General features: G+C 73.8%; 15 protein-coding genes. 8 read left to right on the forward strand and 7 right to left on the reverse strand.

Features of this window, described 5'->3' with window-relative positions; all coding sequences use genetic code 11:
- Positions 1–9: 9 nt before the first annotated feature.
- From IE332_RS06530 to IE332_RS06540, 3 genes are all read right to left on the reverse strand, one after another.
- Entirely contained in the window at positions 10–990 is a 981-nt protein-coding gene (locus tag IE332_RS06530; RefSeq protein ID WP_229928375.1) for a quinone oxidoreductase family protein, read from the reverse strand.
- Complete coding sequence (locus IE332_RS06535; RefSeq protein ID WP_189914185.1) at positions 987–2,312, reverse strand: preATP grasp domain-containing protein; 1,326 nt, start codon at positions 2,310–2,312, stop codon at positions 987–989. The genes IE332_RS06530 and IE332_RS06535 overlap by 4 nt, the downstream gene beginning before the upstream one ends.
- A gap of 245 nt (positions 2,313–2,557) precedes the next feature.
- The gene (locus tag IE332_RS06540) at positions 2,558–4,276 is read right to left on the reverse strand and encodes a carbohydrate binding domain-containing protein (protein WP_189914186.1); all 1,719 of its coding nucleotides are present in this window, start codon (positions 4,274–4,276) and stop codon (positions 2,558–2,560) included.
- Between the two features lie 434 nt (positions 4,277–4,710).
- On the opposite strand from IE332_RS06540, the gene IE332_RS06545 reads away from it, so the two are divergent.
- Entirely contained in the window at positions 4,711–7,125 is a 2,415-nt protein-coding gene (locus IE332_RS06545) for a DUF8508 domain-containing protein (RefSeq protein WP_189914187.1), read from the forward strand.
- 106 nt (positions 7,126–7,231) lie between these two features.
- Here the strand turns inward: IE332_RS06545 and IE332_RS06550 are convergent, their stop codons facing one another.
- Positions 7,232–8,092, reverse strand: coding sequence for an SDR family NAD(P)-dependent oxidoreductase (locus IE332_RS06550; RefSeq protein ID WP_189914188.1), 861 nt, complete (start codon positions 8,090–8,092; stop codon positions 7,232–7,234).
- A gap of 133 nt (positions 8,093–8,225) precedes the next feature.
- Here IE332_RS06550 and IE332_RS06555 point away from each other — a divergent pair, with 133 nt between their 5' ends.
- The 3 genes from IE332_RS06555 to IE332_RS06565 all read left to right on the forward strand — a co-directional run bounded on the left by IE332_RS06555 (position 8,226) and on the right by IE332_RS06565 (position 10,479).
- Positions 8,226–8,582, forward strand: coding sequence for a hypothetical protein (locus IE332_RS06555; RefSeq protein WP_189914189.1), 357 nt, complete (start codon positions 8,226–8,228; stop codon positions 8,580–8,582).
- Between the two features lie 183 nt (positions 8,583–8,765).
- Positions 8,766–9,767, forward strand: a complete 1,002-nt coding sequence (locus tag IE332_RS06560; RefSeq protein ID WP_189914190.1) for a hypothetical protein — start codon at positions 8,766–8,768, stop codon at positions 9,765–9,767.
- A gap of 220 nt (positions 9,768–9,987) precedes the next feature.
- Positions 9,988–10,479 carry an RICIN domain-containing protein gene (locus tag IE332_RS06565; protein ID WP_189914191.1) on the forward strand — a complete coding sequence of 164 codons (492 nt, stop codon included), beginning with the start codon at positions 9,988–9,990 and terminating at the stop codon, positions 10,477–10,479.
- Between the two features lie 78 nt (positions 10,480–10,557).
- Here IE332_RS06565 and IE332_RS06570 read toward each other — a convergent pair whose 3' ends face one another.
- The gene (locus IE332_RS06570; RefSeq protein ID WP_189914192.1) at positions 10,558–12,084 is read right to left on the reverse strand and encodes an FMN-binding glutamate synthase family protein; all 1,527 of its coding nucleotides are present in this window, start codon (positions 12,082–12,084) and stop codon (positions 10,558–10,560) included.
- A 354-nt stretch (positions 12,085–12,438) separates the two neighbouring features.
- Here IE332_RS06570 and IE332_RS06575 point away from each other — a divergent pair, with 354 nt between their 5' ends.
- The 3 genes from IE332_RS06575 (at position 12,439) to IE332_RS06585 (ending at position 15,969) form a co-directional block, all read left to right on the forward strand.
- Positions 12,439–14,340, forward strand: a complete 1,902-nt coding sequence (locus IE332_RS06575; RefSeq protein WP_229928376.1) for a lamin tail domain-containing protein — start codon at positions 12,439–12,441, stop codon at positions 14,338–14,340.
- Positions 14,341–14,449: 109 nt separating this feature from the next.
- On the forward strand, positions 14,450–15,343 hold the full coding sequence (locus IE332_RS06580; protein WP_189914193.1) for an endonuclease/exonuclease/phosphatase family protein: 894 nt from the start codon (positions 14,450–14,452) through the stop codon (positions 15,341–15,343).
- Positions 15,344–15,576: 233 nt separating this feature from the next.
- Positions 15,577–15,969, forward strand: a complete 393-nt coding sequence (locus tag IE332_RS06585) for a peptidoglycan-binding domain-containing protein (protein ID WP_189914194.1) — start codon at positions 15,577–15,579, stop codon at positions 15,967–15,969.
- Between the two features lie 92 nt (positions 15,970–16,061).
- Here the strand turns inward: IE332_RS06585 and IE332_RS06590 are convergent, their stop codons facing one another.
- Positions 16,062–16,742, reverse strand: a complete 681-nt coding sequence (locus IE332_RS06590) for a GOLPH3/VPS74 family protein (RefSeq protein WP_189914195.1) — start codon at positions 16,740–16,742, stop codon at positions 16,062–16,064.
- 345 nt (positions 16,743–17,087) lie between these two features.
- Between IE332_RS06590 and IE332_RS06595 the strand changes: the two genes are divergently transcribed.
- Complete coding sequence (locus tag IE332_RS06595; RefSeq protein WP_189914196.1) at positions 17,088–17,711, forward strand: hypothetical protein; 624 nt, start codon at positions 17,088–17,090, stop codon at positions 17,709–17,711.
- A gap of 31 nt (positions 17,712–17,742) precedes the next feature.
- Here the strand turns inward: IE332_RS06595 and IE332_RS06600 are convergent, their stop codons facing one another.
- The gene (locus tag IE332_RS06600; RefSeq protein ID WP_229928377.1) at positions 17,743–19,089 is read right to left on the reverse strand and encodes a DUF2254 domain-containing protein; all 1,347 of its coding nucleotides are present in this window, start codon (positions 19,087–19,089) and stop codon (positions 17,743–17,745) included.
- Positions 19,090–19,153 lie beyond the last annotated feature (64 nt).

Here is a 19,153-nt window from a genome sequence, read left to right on the forward strand (position 1 = left end):
CACGCCGGCTCAGTCCTCGCGGCGGACGTCCACCAGCACCTTGCCCATGGTCTCCCGCCCGGCCAGCGCCCGGTGCGCCCCGGCCACCCCGGACAGCGGTACGGTCCGGTCGATCCGCGCCACCAGCCGCCGCTCGGCGGCGAGCCCGAACAGCCGCTCCGCGACACCGGCGAACAGTGCCCGGTCCGCCAGGACGTGCTGGAGCCAGAACCCCAGCAGCCCCGCCGAGCGGTCGGCCAGCTCGTCCACCGAGAAGCTCTCCTCCGCCCCGCCCCGGGCCCCGACCGACAGCAGCCGCCCGAACGGCGCCAGGGCGTCCAGTCCGGCGCGCAGCACCCGGCCGCCGACCAGGTCCACGAACAGGTCCACCCCGCCCGGCTCCGCGGCCAGCCGCTCGGCCAGCTCCGGGTCCCCGGGGTCCAGGACCCGGTCCGCGCCCAGCGAGCGGGCGAACTCCCGCTTCGCCGGGGTGGAGGCCAGGGCGAGCACCCGGCCCGCGCCCAGCTCCCGGGCCAGCTGCACCGCCAGGTGCCCCACCCCGCCGGCGGCGGAGGTCACCGCGACGGTCTCGCCCGGCCGCAGCCGTCCCGCCAGGGTCAGCGCGCCGTAGGCCGTCGCCCCCTGTTCCAGCAGCGCGAGCGCCTGCTCGTCGGCCACGCCGTCCGGCAGCTCCACCGTGTGGGCCGCCTCGGCGCGGGCCACCTGGGCGTACCCGCCGCCGGAACGCAGCAGCGCGGCGACCCGCCGGCCGTCCCCGCGCCGCCGGCCGACCACGTCGGCGCCGAGCACGGCCGGCAGCGGGTAGCGCGCGTACTCGCCGGTGCGGCAGTGCAGGTCGGCGTAGTTGAGCCCGGCCAGGGTGACGTCGATCAGCACCTGGCCCGGGCCGGCCACCGGCTCCGGCACCGTCTCGGTGCGGAACTCCTCCGGCCCGCCGTAGCGGTGGATCACCGCCGCCCGCATCCCGCCGTCGGCCGTGTCGGCTCTCATCCGGCGAAGAGCGCGAGCAGCGCGGTCTCCAGGGCGCGGGTGCCCTCCGGGCTCTCGGCGATCGTGCAGTACATCACCGAGCCGTCGGCGGGCCCGAAGTCGCAGCTGTAGAGCACGCCGGTGCCGGTCTCCGGGTCGAAGGCCAGCCCGGCCTCGCCGATCGCGGCCACGGCCTCGGCGAAGGAGGGCACCTTGAGGCCGGCCAGCTCCAGGATGTAGCGCGAGCCGCGGTGCTCCTCGCGCAGCAGGCGGCCGAAGTAGGCGTCGTGCAGGTGGCTGGAGCCGGTGAGCCGGCCGTTGGTCTCGTGGAAGTAGATCTCGCCCTTGGGGGTCAGCACGGCGTCCGCACTGACCGTGCCGCGGTAGCCGATCACCCGCAACGCCTCGCACAACCGGGCGCCCTGGGCGACGAGTTCGGCCCGCACCTCGGCGTCCGGGGTGACCGGCGGGGTGATCTCCCCGATCACCACCGGCCGCATCACCATCTCGCCGCAGCCGGAGAGCACCACGGCCGCGTCGTCGATCAGGAACTGCGCGTAGAGCGGCGCGGAGTCGGCGAAGTACCGCTCCACCACCACCCGTTGGCCGCGCCCGCCGGTCAGCCAGGTCCACCGCTCGGCGACGTACCCGGCCACCGCCTCCCGGTCCGTCAGCGGCACCACGCGTTCGGCGCCCGCCGCGTCCACCCGCTCGTCCCGGGCGAGCACCTCGTTGCCGAAGCCGCCGGCCTGGAACTCGACCTTCACCATCACGCTGTGGCCCTGCGCCAGCAGCTGCTCGATCGCGTCCTCGACCTCGGCGGGCGAACCGGCCACCCGCCCGGGCGGGATCGGCACCCCGACCCCGGCGGCCACCGCCCGGAACCCGGCCTTGCTGTTCACCAGGGCATTGCCGCCCTGCGCGGCGAAGGCCTGGCCGGGCATGGCGTGCGCCAGCCCGAGCGCGGCCGCCAGCTCGGCCACCGCGCCGTTCGGCGAGATCGCCAGCACCTCCTCGACGGTGCGGCCCGCCAGGACCCGGCCCAGCTCGGCCCGGAAGACCGGGTCGGCCAGCCGGTCGGTGGTGAGCACCTGGTCGCCCTGGGCGCCGGGCGGCGGCACCACGAAGGTCAGGCTGTCGGCCCGCACCCCGGTCAGCCCGGTGACGTACGCCAGGTACTCCGGGTCGGGCCCCCAGGGCAGCACCAGGACGTCCCCGTCCTCCGCCCACCAGAGCATCCGCTGCGCCCCGCACCCGGCGTACAGCTGCTCCAGCGGCGCCATCCCGGTGAGGTCCCCGACCATCTCCTCGGTGCGGTTGTTCGCGATGCAGAGCGTCGTCATCTGGTGCACTCTCCCGGGGTTCGGCGCTGTCGCGGCCCTGGTCCCACGCACGGCACGGGTGTGGCGTGCGCTACTGGTGTAGCGCACCGGGGTTGTTCTGGTTCGGCCCTCGGTCATTGAACAAAACGCCGAACAACCGACGTCCCGCGCACCGGGGCACGCGGGACGTCGGCGGGGCGGGCGCGGGGCGTCGGCGGGACGTCGGCGGGGGCGTCAGCCCTGTTCGGCGGGGTCCCGGCGGTCGGTCAACGGCCCTGAAGGCGCTTGACGTTGTCGCCGAAGGTCCAGCCGCGGGAGCCGTCCCAGTTGATCGACCAGGTCATCAGGCCCTTCAGCGATCCGCCGAAGGCGTTCCAGGACTGGCCGACCAGGCCCGGGTCCAGGTAGCCGCCGCCCGCGCCGGGCTGGGCCGGCAGGCCGGGCACCTGCTTGTCGTACGGCACCTTGACGGTGGTGCCCTGGATCGTCAGGCCGTTGTTCAGGCAGGTGGTCTGCGCGGTGAAGCCCTGGACGGTGCCGGCCTGGTAGGAGTCGCCGGAGCAGCCGTACATGCTGCCGTTGTAGTACTGCATGTTGAGCCACCAGAGCCGGCCGTTGTCGGCGTACTTCTTGACGATCGGCAGGTAGGCGCCCCAGATCGAGCCGTAGGTGACGCTGCCGCCGGTGACGTACGCGGTCTCGGGGGCCATCGTCAGGCCGAAGCCCGCGGGCATCTGGGCCAGCACGCCGTCGATGATGCGGATCAGGTTGGCCTGGGAGGCGGACAGCGTGTTGATGTCGCCGCTGCCGGACAGGCCGGTCTCGATGTCGATGTCGATGCCGTCGAAGTTGTACTTCTTCAGGATCGGGACGACGGTCGCCACGAAGCGGTCGGCGACGGTGCTGGAGCTCAGGTCGATGCCCGCGGCGGCTCCGCCGATCGACATCAGGATCGTCGAACCGGCCGCCTTGGCCTGGCACATCTCGGCGGGGGTCGACACCTTGACGCCGGCGTCCATGCCGTCCTGCCACTGCACGGTGCCGTCCGAGAGGATCACCGGGAAGGCGGCGTTGATGACGTTGTAGCCGTGCGCGGCCATCCGGCTGTCCGTGATGGGGACCCAGCCCATGCCGGGGTGGACGCCGTTCGCGGCGCCGTCCCAGTTCTCCCAGTAGCCCTGCAGGACCTTGCCCGAGGGCTTGGGCTTCGTCGGGCAGGTGTCACCCGGCGGGGTGGTGGGCGGCGTCGTGGGCGGGGTGGTGGGCGGCGTCGTCGGCGGCGTGGTCGGCGGGGTCGTCGGAGGGGTGGTGGGCGGGGTGGTCGGCGGTGTGGTGGTGGGGGTCGCGGTCGGTGTGGGGCTGCTGCCGCCGGGGCCGGCGAGCGCGACGTCGTCCGCGTAGAACGCGGGCTGCCCGTACCAGCCGTGCAGGTAGACGGTGACCGAGGTGGTGTTCGCCCCGGTGCTGAAGCCGACGCTGAGCTGGCTGTACGTCGCGGCGCTCGGGGTCCAGGTGGACTGGGCGCCGGAGAGGCCGGTGCCGGTGGCGCCCAGGTAGACGTAGCTGCCCTGGACGTAGGCGCTCAGCGTGTACTGGGAGTTGGGCTGCACGCTGACGGTCTGGGAGCACTGGGCGTCGTCCTGGCCGGTCGGCGTGGCCCGGAGCGCGCCGGAGCCGGCGTGGACCGGGCTGCCGACCGCCGTGCCGGAGCCGCCGGTGCAGGTCCAGCCGGAGAGTCCGTTCTCGAAGCCGGGGTTGGCGACGAGGTTGGCGACGAGGTCGGTGGTGGCGGCCCCGGCCGTGACGGTGCCGGCCGCCGCGAGCCCGGCCCCGATGACGGCGGCGGCGCTCACCCCGGCCAGGGCGCGCTTGAGGACGGTCGGTGCGGGCTCGGTGGAGCCGGTCCCGTGGGCCCGGGTGGCGCGTTCCACGGCGGGGCGGGCATCGCTCGACGGGCGTGGAGTGCCCGGCCTTCGACGGAACATGCTGTGCTCCCTTCCCGCCGAGCGCCGTGGGGCATGAGGCATGCGGTGTGGGCATGCCCATGACCAACGCGTGGGGGCGTGACGCCCGGCTCTGGGTGAGGTGGGGGGACATGTGGGGCTGTGCCGGTCCGGATCGTAGGAGGGGCGGCACAGCCCGTCAATAGGTCTGGACCAATTCTGGCGAGTACCGGCGATCCCGGCCCACTGGGACAGCGGCGGTCCGGTGGCGGCCGCAGCGGCGGACCAGGCGTCAATTCCGGAGCGGAATCTCCCACTTGTCGCGCGTAGAAACGTTCTTCCGCCGTACGTCTGGCCGTTGCCCGACACGGACGGTAGGCATCTGGTGGCGCTGCTACAACCTCAGCGCCCGACCTTTCCCATCCGCGCTCACACCGCCGGGCCACGAACCCGGACGGTGGTCAGGAGTAGGCCTCATGCGGAGCACCCCGAACCCCCGGAGCACCCCGAGAACGCCGAGTACCCCGAGAACGCCGGGATTCCGACGCCGGACCCTCGCCGCGGCCTCGGCCGCCGGCGTGGTGGCGGCGCTGGTCGCACTGCCCGCCGGCGCGGCCCAGGCGGCGTCCCCCGACATCGTGATCAGCCAGGTGTACGGCGGCGGCGGCAACTCCGGTGCCCCGTACACCAACGACTTCGTCGAGCTGTACAACCGCGGCACCGCGCCGGTGACCGTCACCGGCTGGACGGTGCAGTACGCCTCGGCCGGCGGCTCGTCCTGGTCGCGGACCACCCTGTCCGGCACGATCGCGCCCGGCCACTACTTCCTGGTCCAGGAGGCCGCCGGAGCCGGCGCCGGCAGCGCCCTGCCGACGCCGGACGCGACCGGCACGATCGCCCTGTCGGCGACCTCCGGCAAGGTCGCGCTGGTCACCAACGGCACCGCGCTGACCTGCGGTTCCGGCTGCGCCACCCAGCCCGGGGTGAAGGACTTCATCGGCTACGGCTCCAGCGCCACCTCCGCCGAGGGCTCCCCGACCGGCAACCTGTCCAACACCACCGCCGCCCTGCGCGCGGGCGGCGGCACCACCGACACCGACAACAACGCGGCGGACTTCGCGCTCGCCACGCCCACGCCGCGCAACTCCTCCTCCACCGGCGGCGGTGGCACCGGCGGCACCCGCATCCACGACATCCAGGGCGCCGCCCGCACCTCCCCGCTGGCCGGCTCCGCGGTCAGCGCGGTGCCCGGCGTGGTGACCGCCGTCGGCCCCAACGGCTTCTGGTACCAGGACCCGCAGCCCGACAGCGACCCCGGCACCAGCGAGGGCGTCTACGTCTACACCGCCGGCGCGCCCACCGTCGCGGTCGGCGACTCGGTGACGGTGAGCGCCACCGTCAGCCAGTACCGCCCGGGCGGCACCGGCGGCACCACCAACCTGTCGATCACCGAACTCACCGCGCCCACCGTCACGGTGGTCGCCCACAACGCGCCGCTGCCGGCCGCCACCCTGGTCGGCCCGGGCGGCCGGATACCCCCGTCCGCGGTCATCTCCAGCGTCACCTCCGGCGACGTCGAGACCGCCGGGAACTATCAGCCCGCCACCGACGGCCTGGACTTCTGGGAGTCCCTGGAGGGCATGCGGGTCGAGATCGACGACGCGGCCGTGGTCGGGCCGACCAACAAGTACGGCGAGCTCCCCGTCGTCCCGCAGGGCAGCACCACCCGCACCAACCGGGGCGGCATCCTGCTCCAGGCCGGTGACGGCAACCCGGAGCGGGTCGTCCTCGGCAAGGCGCTCGCGCCCACCCCGACCGCGAACACCGGCGACACCCTGACCGGCGCCACCGTCGGCGTGCTCGACTACGCCTTCGGCAACTTCACCCTCCAGGTCACCGCGACCCCCGCGGTCACCTCCGGCGGCACCGCCCCCGAGGTCACCACCGCGCCGACGGCCGGTCAGCTCGCCGCCGCCACCTTCAACGTGGAGAACCTCGCCCCCTCCGACCCGCAGAGCAAGTTCGACGGCCTCGCGGCGGGCATCGTCACCAACCTGCGCTCGCCCGACCTGGTCGCCCTCGAGGAGATCCAGGACAACAGCGGCGCCACCGACGACGGCACGGTCAGCGCCACCCAGACCCTCGCCAAGCTCACCGCGGCCGTCACCGCGGCCGGCGGCCCCGCCTACTCGTACCGCGAGATCGACCCGGTGGACGGCCAGGACGGCGGGCAGCCCGGCGGCAACATCCGCCAGGTGTTCCTGTTCCGCACCGACCGCGGCCTCTCCTTCACCGACCGCCCCGGCGCCGGCTCCACCACCGCCGACTCCGTGGTGAACGCGGGCGGCACGCCGCGGCTCGCCTACTCCCCCGGACGGATCGACCCGGGCAACGCGGCCTTCTCCTCCAGCCGCAAGCCGCTGGCCGGCGAGTTCCGCTGGAACGGCAAGCCGGTCTTCGTGATCGCCAACCACTTCAACTCCAAGGGCGGCGACCAGCCCCTCTTCGGCCGCTACCAGCAGCCGTCCCACCCCTCGGAGAGCCAGCGCCACGACCAGGCGACCGCGGTGAAGGGCTTCACCGACCAGATCATGGCCGTCGACCCGAACGCCTCGGTCATCGTGCTCGGCGACCTCAACGACTTCGAGTTCTCCCAGACCGCCGACATCCTCACCGCCGGCGGCTCGCTCACCGACCTGCCGCGCACCCTGCCGCTGCCCGAGCGCTACACCTACGTGTACGAGGGCAACTCGCAGGTGCTCGACCACATCCTGATCTCCCGCGCGCTGGCGGCCACCTCGTACGGCTACGACATCGTGCACATCAACAGCGAGTTCAGCAACCAGCTCAGCGACCACGACCCGCAGGTGGTGCGCATCCCGCTGCCGTAACGGGCCCGGCCCGGGCGGTGCCGGCCTCCCCCTCCCGCGCACTGGGGGGGGGGGGGGGAGGCCGGCACCGGTCCGTTCCAGGGCCCGGCGGTGGGCATGCCGGGGCTCAGGAGGCGGGTTCCCGGGGGACGATCCGGTGGTTGAAGGGGACTGTGCCCGGGTCCAGGGCGGTGGCGCCGCCGTCGACGGTGAGGGTCGCGCCGTTGACGAAGGAGGCCGCCGGGGACAGCAGCCAGGCGATGGCCTCGGCGACCTCCCGCGGGTCGGCCGGACGGCCCGCCGGGAGCAGCCGGGTGGCCTCGGCGTAGGCCGCGTCCAGACCGCCGTCGCCGGAACCGTCGCCGACGCCTCCGCCGGCACCCTCGCCGTCGCCCAGCCGCGCCTCCTCCGCGAAGCGGGCCATCCGGCGGTCGGCCATCTCGGTGCGCACCCAGCTGGGGCACACCGTGTTGGCCCGCAGCCCGCGCGAGCCGTAGTCGACGGCCAGTGAGCTGCACAGCTGCAGCAGCGCCGCCTTGGACGCGGCGTAGGCGGCGTTGCCCGTGCCGTTGCGCAGCGCCGAGACGGAGGCCACCGCGACGACGGCGCCGCGGGCGCGCAGCAGATGCGGCAGGGCCGCCCGCATCGTCAGGAACGGACCGGTGAGGTTGGTGCGCAGCACCAGGTCCCAGTCCTCGTCGGAGGTCTCGCCGACGCCGCCGCCGCGGCCGACCCCCGCGTTGACGACCAGTCCGTCGAGCCGCCCGAAGCGGGCGACGGTGCTCTCGACGAGGTCGCGTACGGCCTCGGGGTCGGTCGTGTCAGCCGGGTGGGCCAGCGCGCCGGTCCGCTCGGCGACGCCGTCCAGCGGCTCGCTCCGCCGCCCGGAGACGACGACCCGGTGACCCCCCTCGCACAGCAGCCGCGCGGTGGCCGCGCCGATGCCCGTACCGCCGCCTGTCACGATGACAACTCGTTGTTCCGCCATGGACCTTCCCCTCCGATCGACCGCAAACCACCAGCTGTATCACAGGGCCCCGGCCGGACCGTGGCCGGACGGTGGTTCGTCCGGATGGCCACCGGCGGGTGCGGCGCGCCCGACCCCCGGCGACGTTGGGGGGATGGACACCGTCATCGTGCTGGAACCCGACACCCCGACCAACGTCCGGATCCTCGGACCCGACCGCAGACCGGCGGACCCCGAGAACCCGGTGCGCCGTGCCCACGCCGCCCCGGCCGAGGCGTCCGGCCTCTGCGGCCCGCACACCCTGTGCGGCCTGGACACCTCCGACATGACCATGGCGCCACGACATTCCACCGAAACCACCGCCGACCGGCCCCGGCACCGCCCCCACTGGAGCACCTGCGGCACCTGCCGCACCGCCGAGGAGCGCACCGGGCCCCGCACACCCCACCCGGCCACCCCCCACACCCCTCCCGATGACCACACCCCCACCGGCGAGGCCCCGGCCCCCTGACCCACCCCCGGCGGCACGGCCCGAGGCGGGGAGCCCCGGGCCGGCGGCCGTGGTCCTCCGAATGCCCGAACCCCGGTAGCGCTCGGCAGAGCGGCGAGGAGGCTGGAAGGAGTACGGCAGTTCCGGGCTCCCTCCAGCGGTGAGACCGACGGTCGTTCCAGTTGTCCGTCTCCAGGAGGTCCCGTGGCTTACCCGCTCTCCCCCGGTCCCGACACCGCGATCACGCCCGATCCGGTACCCGACTCCCCCGGCGCCCCGTCCGGTGCTTTACCGCCGTCCCCCGGCCCCGCGTCCGAGGCGTCACCCGGCGACGAGTTCGCCGTGACGATGCTGGAGGCGGCCGCGGCCCGGCCGGTCGAGGAGGTGGCCGAGCTCCTGCGCCACCTCGGGTCCGAACGGACCTCGCGGCTCACGCCCGCCCTGCAGCGGGCGGCGGCCACCCGTCCGGTGGAGGACCTGGCCCGGCTGCTCGCGCTGCTGCGGCCCGAGGCCCCCGCCGGCGCCGACGCGATCCTGCGCACGGCCGTCCTCACCCGCTCGGCCGACGACGTCGCGCTGCTCGCCGCCCTCCTGAGCACCGACCCCGCCAGCGGCATCCAGGACGCCCTGCGCGAGGCCGCGGCGGTCCGGCCCGTACCCGACGTCGCCCACCTCACCCAGCTGCTGCACTCCACCCCCACCGCCTCCGGCCCCGCCACCGAGGCCGCGACGGAGGAACCGGAGACCGAGGAGCCCCCGGAGGATCCGGATGCCGGCGTCCGGCCACCGGTCGACAACGGGCGCCGTCCTTTGGCCCGCCTGCGCGGGGCACGCTCGCCGCTGCGGTGGTCGGCGGCCGCCGCCCTGGTGGCCAGCGCCGGACTGCACCTGTCGATCGTGTTCCCCTACTGGGGCCAGAGCCCGGCCGCCGATGCCGGGTTCAGCACGGCCGCCGTCCTGTGCCTGGTCCTGGCCGGGCTCGTGGTGCTCCGCGACTCGCTGTGGCTCTGGATCGCCGCCGCCGTGACGGGCGTGTCCACCGTCGTCGGCTACCTGATGTCCGACAGCATCTTCGTCCTGGACCTCGGCACGACGATGACGCCGTGGCAGACCGGCCTCGGCTTCGCGACCATCGCCTGCGCCCTCACCCTCCTCGCCCTGACCGCCCTCCTCGCCACCACCCACCGACGCCGCCGCCCCGCGTGACCCATCTCACCCACGACGAGGTTTGGAGCACATCCGCGCCAGCTCAGGGCGGTGGCGCGAAGGCCTCGGAAACCGGAACTCCACCGATCGGATCGGGCCTTTGCCTTCGATTGGTTGACCGGGGTGGCATGCACACCTAACTTTCCGGAGCAATGCAACGGCTCAGGGCGCCCAACCGGGCACCCTGAGCCGTAGCCCGCTTCGGGAAGAAAGGGACAGCATGTTCCGGAACCTTCGGGGAGTCAGGACGACGGCGCTGCGAGCCGTCGCCGTCACGGCCGCGTCATCGGCCCTCCTCCTCGTGGCGCAGAGCGGCACGGCCAATGCCGCGTGGAAGAACGGCCCGATGTTCAACGAGGCGAAGCAGCAGTGCCTTGACGCCGGTGGCTACATCAGCACGTACCCCTGTAACGGCTCCGGCGCCCAGTGGTGGCACGACAAATCCCCCGTGGGCGCGAACTACTACCAGCTCCAGACCAACTCCGGCTACTGCCTCGACCCGGGCGTGGGCAGCAACAACGGCGAAGGCCCGTGCAACCCCGGCGACTACCAGCAATGGACGAGGGGGGCCTCGAAGACCATCAACGGCCAGACGTACTGGGTCTTCGTGTGGTCGCACGACTCCAGGAAGTGCCTGGACGGCGGCCAGACCGGCAACGCGGTCGCCAACTGGTGCAACGGCAGCGCCTACCAGTTCTGGCTCTGGAACTGACGGTCCGGCGGAAAGACCGGCGCCCTCCGCGCGACCGCTGTGGTCGTGCGGAGGGCGCCGTCCGTGCCCGCGGGCGGGTCAGGCGGCCGGGCCGGGGGTGAGCAGGGTGGTGATCTCCTCGGCGAGGCGGGGGCCGAGCTCGCCCCAGCCGTCCTTGTAGCCGTAGACGCCGGCCAGGGTGCGGGCCTCGTAGTCGCCGTTCATGATCTCGATGTCGTCGGCCGTGATGAGGGCCGGGTGGGCGACGCCGACGGCCGAGGAGACCTTCATCAGTTCCCGGCGCAGGGTGCGCAGGTAGTTGGCGGCCCGGTCGGCCTTGGAGGCCGGGTCGAGGCCGCGGGCTAGCCACGCGTTCTGGGTCGCGATGCCGGTGGGGCACTTGTCGGTGTGGCACTTCTGCGCCTGGATGCAGCCGATCGACAGCATGGCTTCGCGGGCCACGTTGATCATGTCGACGCCCAGGGCGAAGGCGACCGCGGCGTTCTCGGGCAGGCCGAGCTTGCCGGAGCCGATGAAGGTCAGGTCGTCGGTGAGCCCCAGCTCGGCGAAGGTGCCGTAGACCCGGGAGAAGCCCATCCGGAACGGCAGCGACACCGAGTCGGCGAACATCCGCGGCGCCGCCCCGGTGCCGCCCTCGCCGCCGTCGATCGTGACGAAGTCGACCCCGCGGTCGCCCCGCGCCATCAGCGTGGCCAGCTCCCGCCAGAAGCCCATGTCCCCGACCGCGCTCTTGACCCCGACCGGCACGCCGGTCTCGGTGGCGAGCAGCTCGACGAAGTCGAGCATCGAGTCGACGTCCCCGAAGGCGGTGTGCCGCGACGGGGAGGCGCAGTCCTGACCGACCGGGATGCCACGGATGGCGGCGATCTCCGAGGTCACCTTGGAGCCCGGCAGCATCCCGCCCAGGCCCGGCTTGGCGCCCTGGGAGAGCTTGATCTCTATCGCCTTGACCGGGGCACCGGCGACGACCTCCTTGAGCTTGTCCAGGTTGAAGCCGCCGTCCTCGTCGCGGCAGCCGAAGTACGCCGTGCCGAGCTGGAGGACGAGGTCGCCGCCGTTGCGGTGGTACGGCGAGAGGCCGCCCTCGCCGGTGTTGTGCATGGTGCCCGCCTGGGCCGCGCCCTTGTTGAGCGCGGTGATCGCCGCGCCGGAGAGCGAGCCGAAGCTCATCGCGGAGATGTTCACCACGCTGGCCGGCCGGAACGCCTTGGCGCGGCCGCGCGGACCGCCCAGCACCTTGGCCGAGGGCAGCGCGGCCTGCGGGTCGTGCGCGTCGGGCAGCGGCCCGGCGAAGGTGCGCTGCTTCAGGTAGGCGTGGCCCTGGACGTGCTCGACGTCGACCTCGGTGCCGAAGCCGAAGTAGTTGTTCTCCTCCTTCGCCGACGCGTAGATCCAGGTCCGCTGGTCGCGGCTGAAGGGGCGCTCCTCCTCGTTGGAGGTCACGATGTACTGCCGCAGTTCCGGCCCGATCCGCTCCAGCAGGTAGCGGGCGTGCCCGGCCACCGGGAAGTTCCGGAGCAGCGCGTGCTTCTTCTGGACGAGGTCGCGGGCGGCCAGAAGCGCCACCGCTGTCGCGGCGGCCGCGCCGATCTTCCGGGCTTGCATGGACGTTCCTCCTCGGTGCGCGACTCCGTTCCCCGTGCGGTGGAGTCGTCGTGCGGTAGGGCGGGTCTGCGCACTGATCGTAGGAGGCCGTCCGAACGGGCGTGCGGGCAGGGGGCGGTCGGGCCGGCGGTCGGGCCGGCCGTGGACGGGGGCCCACCGGTGCCGGTGGCGGCGGGTGGTGCCCGGGTGTCGCGTGGTGCGCGGCCTGCCTGGCGTTCCGGCAGCGAGCAGGCCGCATTCAGCCGCCGTACACCCGGTTTCCACGTTGTGTCGCCAGAGTTCCGCCTCGTGCCTACCTCACACTCGCGCGTCGGCGTCGCCTCCCTGTGCGCCGCGGCTTTGACGTTTTCAGGAATGGTCGTCACCGGCATCGTCGCGGCCCAGCCGGCGGCCGCGGCGGACCCGGCCGGCTATCAGAACGTTCGGATCAACGAGGTCACCTCGTCGAACAGCGACACGGTGGAGCTGTACAACGCGGGCCCGGCCGCGGTGAGCATCAGCGGCTGGAAGATGTCGGACGACGGCTTCGTGCCGCAGTCCTTCAGCCCGTCCTCCACCACGATCCCGGCCGGCGGCTTCGTCACCTTCAACTCCCCCAAGGGACTGGGTGATTCGGACAAGCTGGTGATCTACACGGCCGACGGTACGGTGGTCGACCGGGTCGACTGGGCCACCGGTGCGGCGAAGCCGGCGATGGCCCGCTGCGGCGGCGACGGCACCGGGGCGTGGGTGACCACGACCGCCGCGACCACCTTCGGCGCCCCGAACGCCCCGGGCTGCCCGTCCTCGGTCCCCGCGGCGAGCCGGGTGCGGATCAACGAGGTCACCTCGAACGGCTCGGACACCGTCGAGCTGTACAACGGCGGCACGAGCGCCGTCAGCATCGGCTCCTGGAAGTACGTCGACGGCGACACCACCCACGCGCCGGTCTCGATCGCCTCCTCCTCCCCGAGCGCGACCACCATCCCCGCGGGCGGCTACGTCACCTTCGACTCCGCGCTGGGGCTCGGGGACAACGACTCGGTCTTCCTCCTCGACGGCAGCGGCACCACCGTCGACTCGGTGAGCTGGGCCCTCGACGGCGCCAAGCCCTCCGCCGAGCGCTGCGCCAACGGCACCGGCTGGTTCCAGACCTCCGTGACCGCCACCCTCGGCGGCGCCAACTCCTGTACGGGCGGCGGCGGTGGCGGCCAGACCGGCCACCTGCTGGGCGGCGGCGGCGCGCTCACCAGCGGCTGCACCCCCGAGGCGCCCTCCGGTACGGGTGCCACCCCGACCGGCACCCTGGCCTGGCCGGGCGGCCCGGACGTGACGATCGCCGACAACGTCTGCGCCTTCACCACGTCCACCGGCCCCGAGGGCCGCGACCTCAGCGGCCTGGCCTTCGACCCGGCGAACCCGTCGGTGCTGTGGGCCGCCAAGAACAAGAACTGGCTGTACAAGCTGGTCAAGAGCAACGGCAAGTGGATCCCGGACCCGTCGTGGAGCGCGACCGGCAAGCAGATCCGCTTCGCGGGCGGCACCGGCCTGCCGGACTCCGAGGGCCTGACGGTCGGCGGCAACGGCCACGTCTACGTGACCTCCGAGCGCGACAACGGCAACAACACCGCCCCCAAGGACACCGTCATGGAGTTCGACCCGGCCGCGACCGGATCGACCCTCACCCCGATCCACCAGTGGGACATGACCTCGCAGTTCCCGCAGCTGAACACCGGCAGCAAGGACGACGCCAACCTCGGCTTCGAGGGCGTCGGCTACGTGCCGGACAGCTGGCTGACCGCCAACGGCTGGGTCGACCCGCTCACCGGAGCCGCCTACAACCCGGCGAACTACCCGCTGCACGGCGCGGGCCTGTTCTTCGCCGGCCTGGAGTGGGACGGCACCCTGCACGTGTACGGCCTGAACTCCGACGGCACGTTCACCACCTTCGGCACCGTCGCCACCGGCAAGGCCTCCGTGATGGACGTGACCTTCGATGCCGGCACCCAGCGCATCATCGCCACCTGCGACAACACCTGCGGCGAGACCCACACCCTGATGAAGGTCGACGCCGCCGGCGCGATCGTCCCCGACGTGACCTACACCAACCCGGCCGTCATGCCGGTCGACAACCTGGAGGGCTTCGCGCTCGCGCCGACCTCCACCTGCGTCAACGGCTTCCGCGAGGCGGTCTGGAGCGACGACGGCATCTACGGCTTCGGCGCCGGCACCTCCTCGTACGGACACGCCCTGTACAGCGGCACCTTCCCCTGCTGATCCCCGCCGCGAGGGTGACACGGTGACGGAGCTCCCGGCCGACGGCCGGGAGCTCCGTCGCGTTCGCCGCCGCGGGCCCTGGCCCCGCGAGCTGTTGTACCGTCCGACCGTGACCGACTCCGCCGCCGTACGCCTCGCGACCTTCAACGTCCTGCACGGGCGGCCGCTCCTGGACGACGGCCGGCCGGTGCCGGGCTCCGACCCCGTCGGTGTGCGGCCCCTCGTCGACGCCGTCGCCGCCCTTGACGCCGACGTGGTGGCCCTGCAGGAGCTGGACCGCTTCCAGGAGCGGTCGGGCCGGGCGGACCAGGCGCGAGCGGCCGCCGAGGCCACCGGGGCCGCGGACTGGCGCTACGCCTCGGCGTTCCACGCCCGGTCCCGGCCCGGCCGGAGCTGGGTCCGCGACCGCTCCGAACCCGGGCTGCGGGTGTACGGTCCGGCGGGCACGGGGCACGACGGCGAGGTGCCCTCGCACGGCATCGCGCTGCTGTCCCGGCTGCCCGTCCTGGAGTGGCGGGCCCGGCGCTTCGGCGCGCCGCCGCTCGCCGTGCCGCTGCCGGTGTCCGGGCGGTCGGGCCTCACGGTGATCCGCGACCATCCGCGGGTGGCGCTGGCCGCCGTCCTGCGGGGGCGGCGCGGGCCGTTCACGGCGGTGGCGCTGCACCTGTCCTTCGTCCCGGGGTGGAACGTCCGCCAACTCCTGGCCGTACCCGGCTGGATCGCCGACCTGCCCCGGCCGCACGTCCTGCTGGGCGACTTCAACCTGATGGGCGCGATCCCCACGGCCACGCTCCGCGCGGCCGGCCTGCTCGCCCGGTCGTCGGCCCCGGGGCCCACGTGGCGCCGGTCGGCCCGGGTCCGGACCTTCCCCTCCCACCGCCCGCTGGCGCAGCTCGACCACGTCCTCACGGCCGGTCTCGGGCCCCAGCCACCGACGGCGGTGCGGGCACCCAGGATGCCGGTCTCGGACCACCGGCCCGTGCTGGTCGAGCTGGCCCTGTAGTCCCACCGGAAGCTGGGCCGTCTCCACCTTCCGGACGGGTTCCTTCCCAAAGCCCGGGTCAGCGCCCTGAGACGGCCGTGGGACGGCTCCGGCCGGTCCCACCGGGCGTGTGACGGGCTCTCGTGCTCCTACGGTTGACGAGGCGTCGGGGACACGAGCCGGCGCCTGCCCCATCGCACGTGAAGCACGTGAAACACCTGAAGCATCAGAAGTACGAGAGGTCAGGAAGCACCATGAAGCTGAACACCAAGGCGGCCCTGCGCAAGGGGGCGGCCACCCTCTCCGTCGCCCTCCTGCTGGTCGGCGTCGGCGCCTCGGCCGCGAGCGCCCAGCCCGGCGCGCGCTACGTCCGCTACGGCGACCGCGGCTCGGCCGTGACGTGCGTCCAGCTCGCGCTCAACCACTGGAACTCCAACCGCGGCCCCGGCCTGCCCCACCCCGAGCTGGGCCTGGACGTGGACGGGCAGTTCGGCGGCGAGACCCTGCGGGTGCTGAAGGCCTACCAGAGCGCCCAGCACCTCGACGCCGACGGGGTCGTCGGCCCCGACACCGGCGACCTGCTGTACTGGGCGCACCTCCACCAGAGCGACCCGTACTGCTACTCGGTCCTCCCGACCAAGCCCTGACCCGGCGTCGGGACCGGCGGTCCTGAGACTCCCCGAACACGACGGAAGCCCGGCACCACCATGGTGCCGGGCTTCCGTCGCGTTCGGGCTTGTCAGCTGATGGCCGCCGTGGCGGCGGTGGCGACGGTCACCGCGGTGATCGCCGCGATGGCCACCCGCATGTTCCGGAGCGCCTCGCTGACGGGCTCGCCCGCCCAGTCGCCCGCGGCGATCTCCGCGAAGCGCAGCTCGACCCGCGCGCGGGGGAGGTCGGGGAAGGCCAGGGCGTGCAGCCGGGCGGAGTGCAGCAGTGCTATCAGGGTCGCGGTGCGCATGTCGGGCGCCTCGTGATGCCGGATCACGGCGGTCAGCCTCCCGCGCAGTTCCCGTTCGACCGACCCGTCCGCCTCCGGGTAGCGCCGGACCGGGAAGAGGCCGAGGACCCGGTGGCGCTCCTCGACGACCAGACCGCGCTCACACAGCCGGTCCACGGCGGCGCGGACGGCCGTGGCACGGTCCCTGGTCAGCCACTCCGCCGCCTTCGCCTTGCCGGGAGCCTTGCCCCCGATCCACTCGACGAGCCGTTCCAGGCGCTCGTCGAGCAGCGGATCGCCGGTCGGGGTCGGGTCGATGACGCTGAGCCGGCCTTCGTCGAGCGCGACCCGGCCGGCCAGCGCGAGGTCGGCGAGCAGACCTCCCGCCACCGCCCATGCCGCGGCCGCCCCGTCCTTCGCCACACCGGAATCGTCGTCCAGTGAGAGCAGCATCAGCTCCTCGGCGAGGGTGACGTGCATGTGCATTCCTTTCCCTGTACGGACGGCCACCCCGCGGCGCTGCCTGCCGGCCGCCGCACCTGACTGTCCTCAGCCAGGAACGCCCGCCCGTACGCTCCGGTTCCCGGGTCGCGGACGGCGTACGAACCGCCCGGGCGCCGCGCCGCCGCCCCACCCGCCGCACGAGCGGACACCGTCACCGGTCGTCACACAAACCACACCTGACCCGCGCAGAAGCCTCGCTCCGACCGGGTGTCGCGAACCGGCCGGATCTGCGTAGGCTCGCATCCCATCCGGCCCGGTCCGCGGGCGGCGTGGCGGTCACCGCCGGGATCCCGGACGTGCCTCACCTATCGAAGAGATCCCATGAGTTACTGCACCCCCTGCCGACGCCACCTCAACGGCGCGCTCTCCTGCCCCGGCTGCGGCCGGGCCGCCGAGGTCGTGGCCGGGGAGGCCGCGGGCCTGCTCCCCGAGCACCCGGGCGAACCCGCGCCCACCGGCTCCGCACCGTCCCGCCGCGCGGCGCGGCGACGGGGCGGCCGGGCGCGGGGCAAGGTCCTGGCCGTGTCGGCGGCCGGGGTGGTGGCCTGCGGGCTCGCCACCGTGCTGCTGACCGGCGGCAACTCCGACGGCGCGGTGACCCCGGCCTCGGCGGGCACCGAGTCGCCCGCCCCGCGCTCCGCGACCACCTCCGGTTCCCCGGCCGCACCGGCACCGGCACCGGTCACCACGACGGCCACCGTCGGCCCGCAGCCGTCGGCCACCGCCACCCGGCCCAAGCCGTCCACCGGCACCACCTCGGCCACGGCGCCCTCCTCGGCCCCGACCGCCGCCCCGCCCCCGCCGGCCCCGCCCGTGAAGCCCGCCCCGGGCACCGGCACGACCGCGCCGAGCACCGGCCCCGTCCCGCCGTCCTCCCCCGCCCCGCACCCGTCCACCCCGACGGCCACCCCGAGCTGCACCCGCGTCCTGTTCTGGTGCACCTGACCCGGCCGCATCCCGTACGCCCCGGGAGCCCTCAGCCCCGCCCGGCGAGGCCCGCGTGGACGGCGAGGAGGGCCAGGTAGCGGCGGTGGACGTCCTCGCGGTCGGCCGGTTCGGCGACCGTCTCGCGGCTGAGGCGCTCGATCATCCCGGCCTGGGCCAGGAGCACCTGGCGCTGCTGCTCGGTCCTGGTCTCCGCCATGATCTCCGTGAGGGCGTCGAGCTGGCGGATCAGCACGGCCGGCATGCCGGGGGCGGCCTGGCGGATCTTCTCGAAGGCGCGCTGGACCAGGCGTTCGTAGCTCACCGGGGCGGTCATCACCCGGATGTGTCCGCTCTCGTCCCGGTGGACGGGGTTCGGGTGCCAGTGGGCGGCGATCCGGCACAGGCCCTCGCCGAGCCAGTCGACGCAGGTCAGACAGGTGAAGGTGTCGTTCACGGCGGTGGACAGCGCCCGGATGGCGATCTCCACCAGCTGGTCGACGGCGAAGGCGATGTCCTGGGCGAGCGTCCGGGTCGAGCCGGTGATGTGGGCGCGGGCGAAGCGCCGGGCCACCTCGGGCGCCGCCCCGGCGGGCCAGACCGTGGCGAGCTGGTGGCCCCGCACAAGGAAGTGCCCGGGCCGGTGGTCCAGGCGGATGACGGCGTCGAGCTCCGCGGCCATCCGGACCAGCGTGCGGTGCCGGACGAACTGCAGGTAGCCGCTGGCCGGCGCCGGGACGGGCGCGCCCGCGGTGTCGAGCCGGGCGTGCAGTTCGACCGCGGACGGCCCGGTGACGGCCTCTCCGGCCCGAGCCGGTTCGCCCGCGCCCGCCTCGATCGCCTCGGAGAGCTCGGCCGCGATGCTGGCGATCACCCTGGGCAGCTGGATGGAGGTGGCGATGTGGTGGATGAAGTAGATCAGCACCGCCAGGTCGGCCATCACCAGCACCATGCAGACGGTGATGGACAGGTGCGGTACGAGGTCGCCGTGCGAGCCCGGCCCGATGACGACCAGTGACAGGATCGCGAAGACGAACGTGCCGACGAAGGTGCCCAGGGTCAGCTGGGTGGTGCGGTCGCGGATGAAGGTCCGCAGCATCCGCGGGCCGAACTGGGTGGAGGCCAGGGTCAAGGTCACGATCATGATCGAGAACACCACGCCGACGACGGTGATCAGGGAGGCCGCGATGGCGGCGAGCGTCTGCCGGGCCGCGTCCGCCGTCCCGCTGATGACCCAGGACGGCAGGGTGAGGTCCCCGCGGTAGGCGGCCCGGTCCAGGGACCAGGTGGCGACGAACAGCACCGCCGCGAGCACGACCTCCAGGATCGGCACGACCCACAGGTTCGTCCGCAGCTGCTCGCGCCGCCACTGCGCCTCCAGGTGGACCCCACGGATCATGCCGCCGCCTCCCGTCCCTCCGACCCGACTCCGACCCGACTCCGGCCGGGCCCGGCCCGACCCC

This window comes from Kitasatospora xanthocidica, assembly GCF_014656195.1.
GTDB classification, from domain to species: domain Bacteria; phylum Actinomycetota; class Actinomycetes; order Streptomycetales; family Streptomycetaceae; genus Kitasatospora; species Kitasatospora xanthocidica.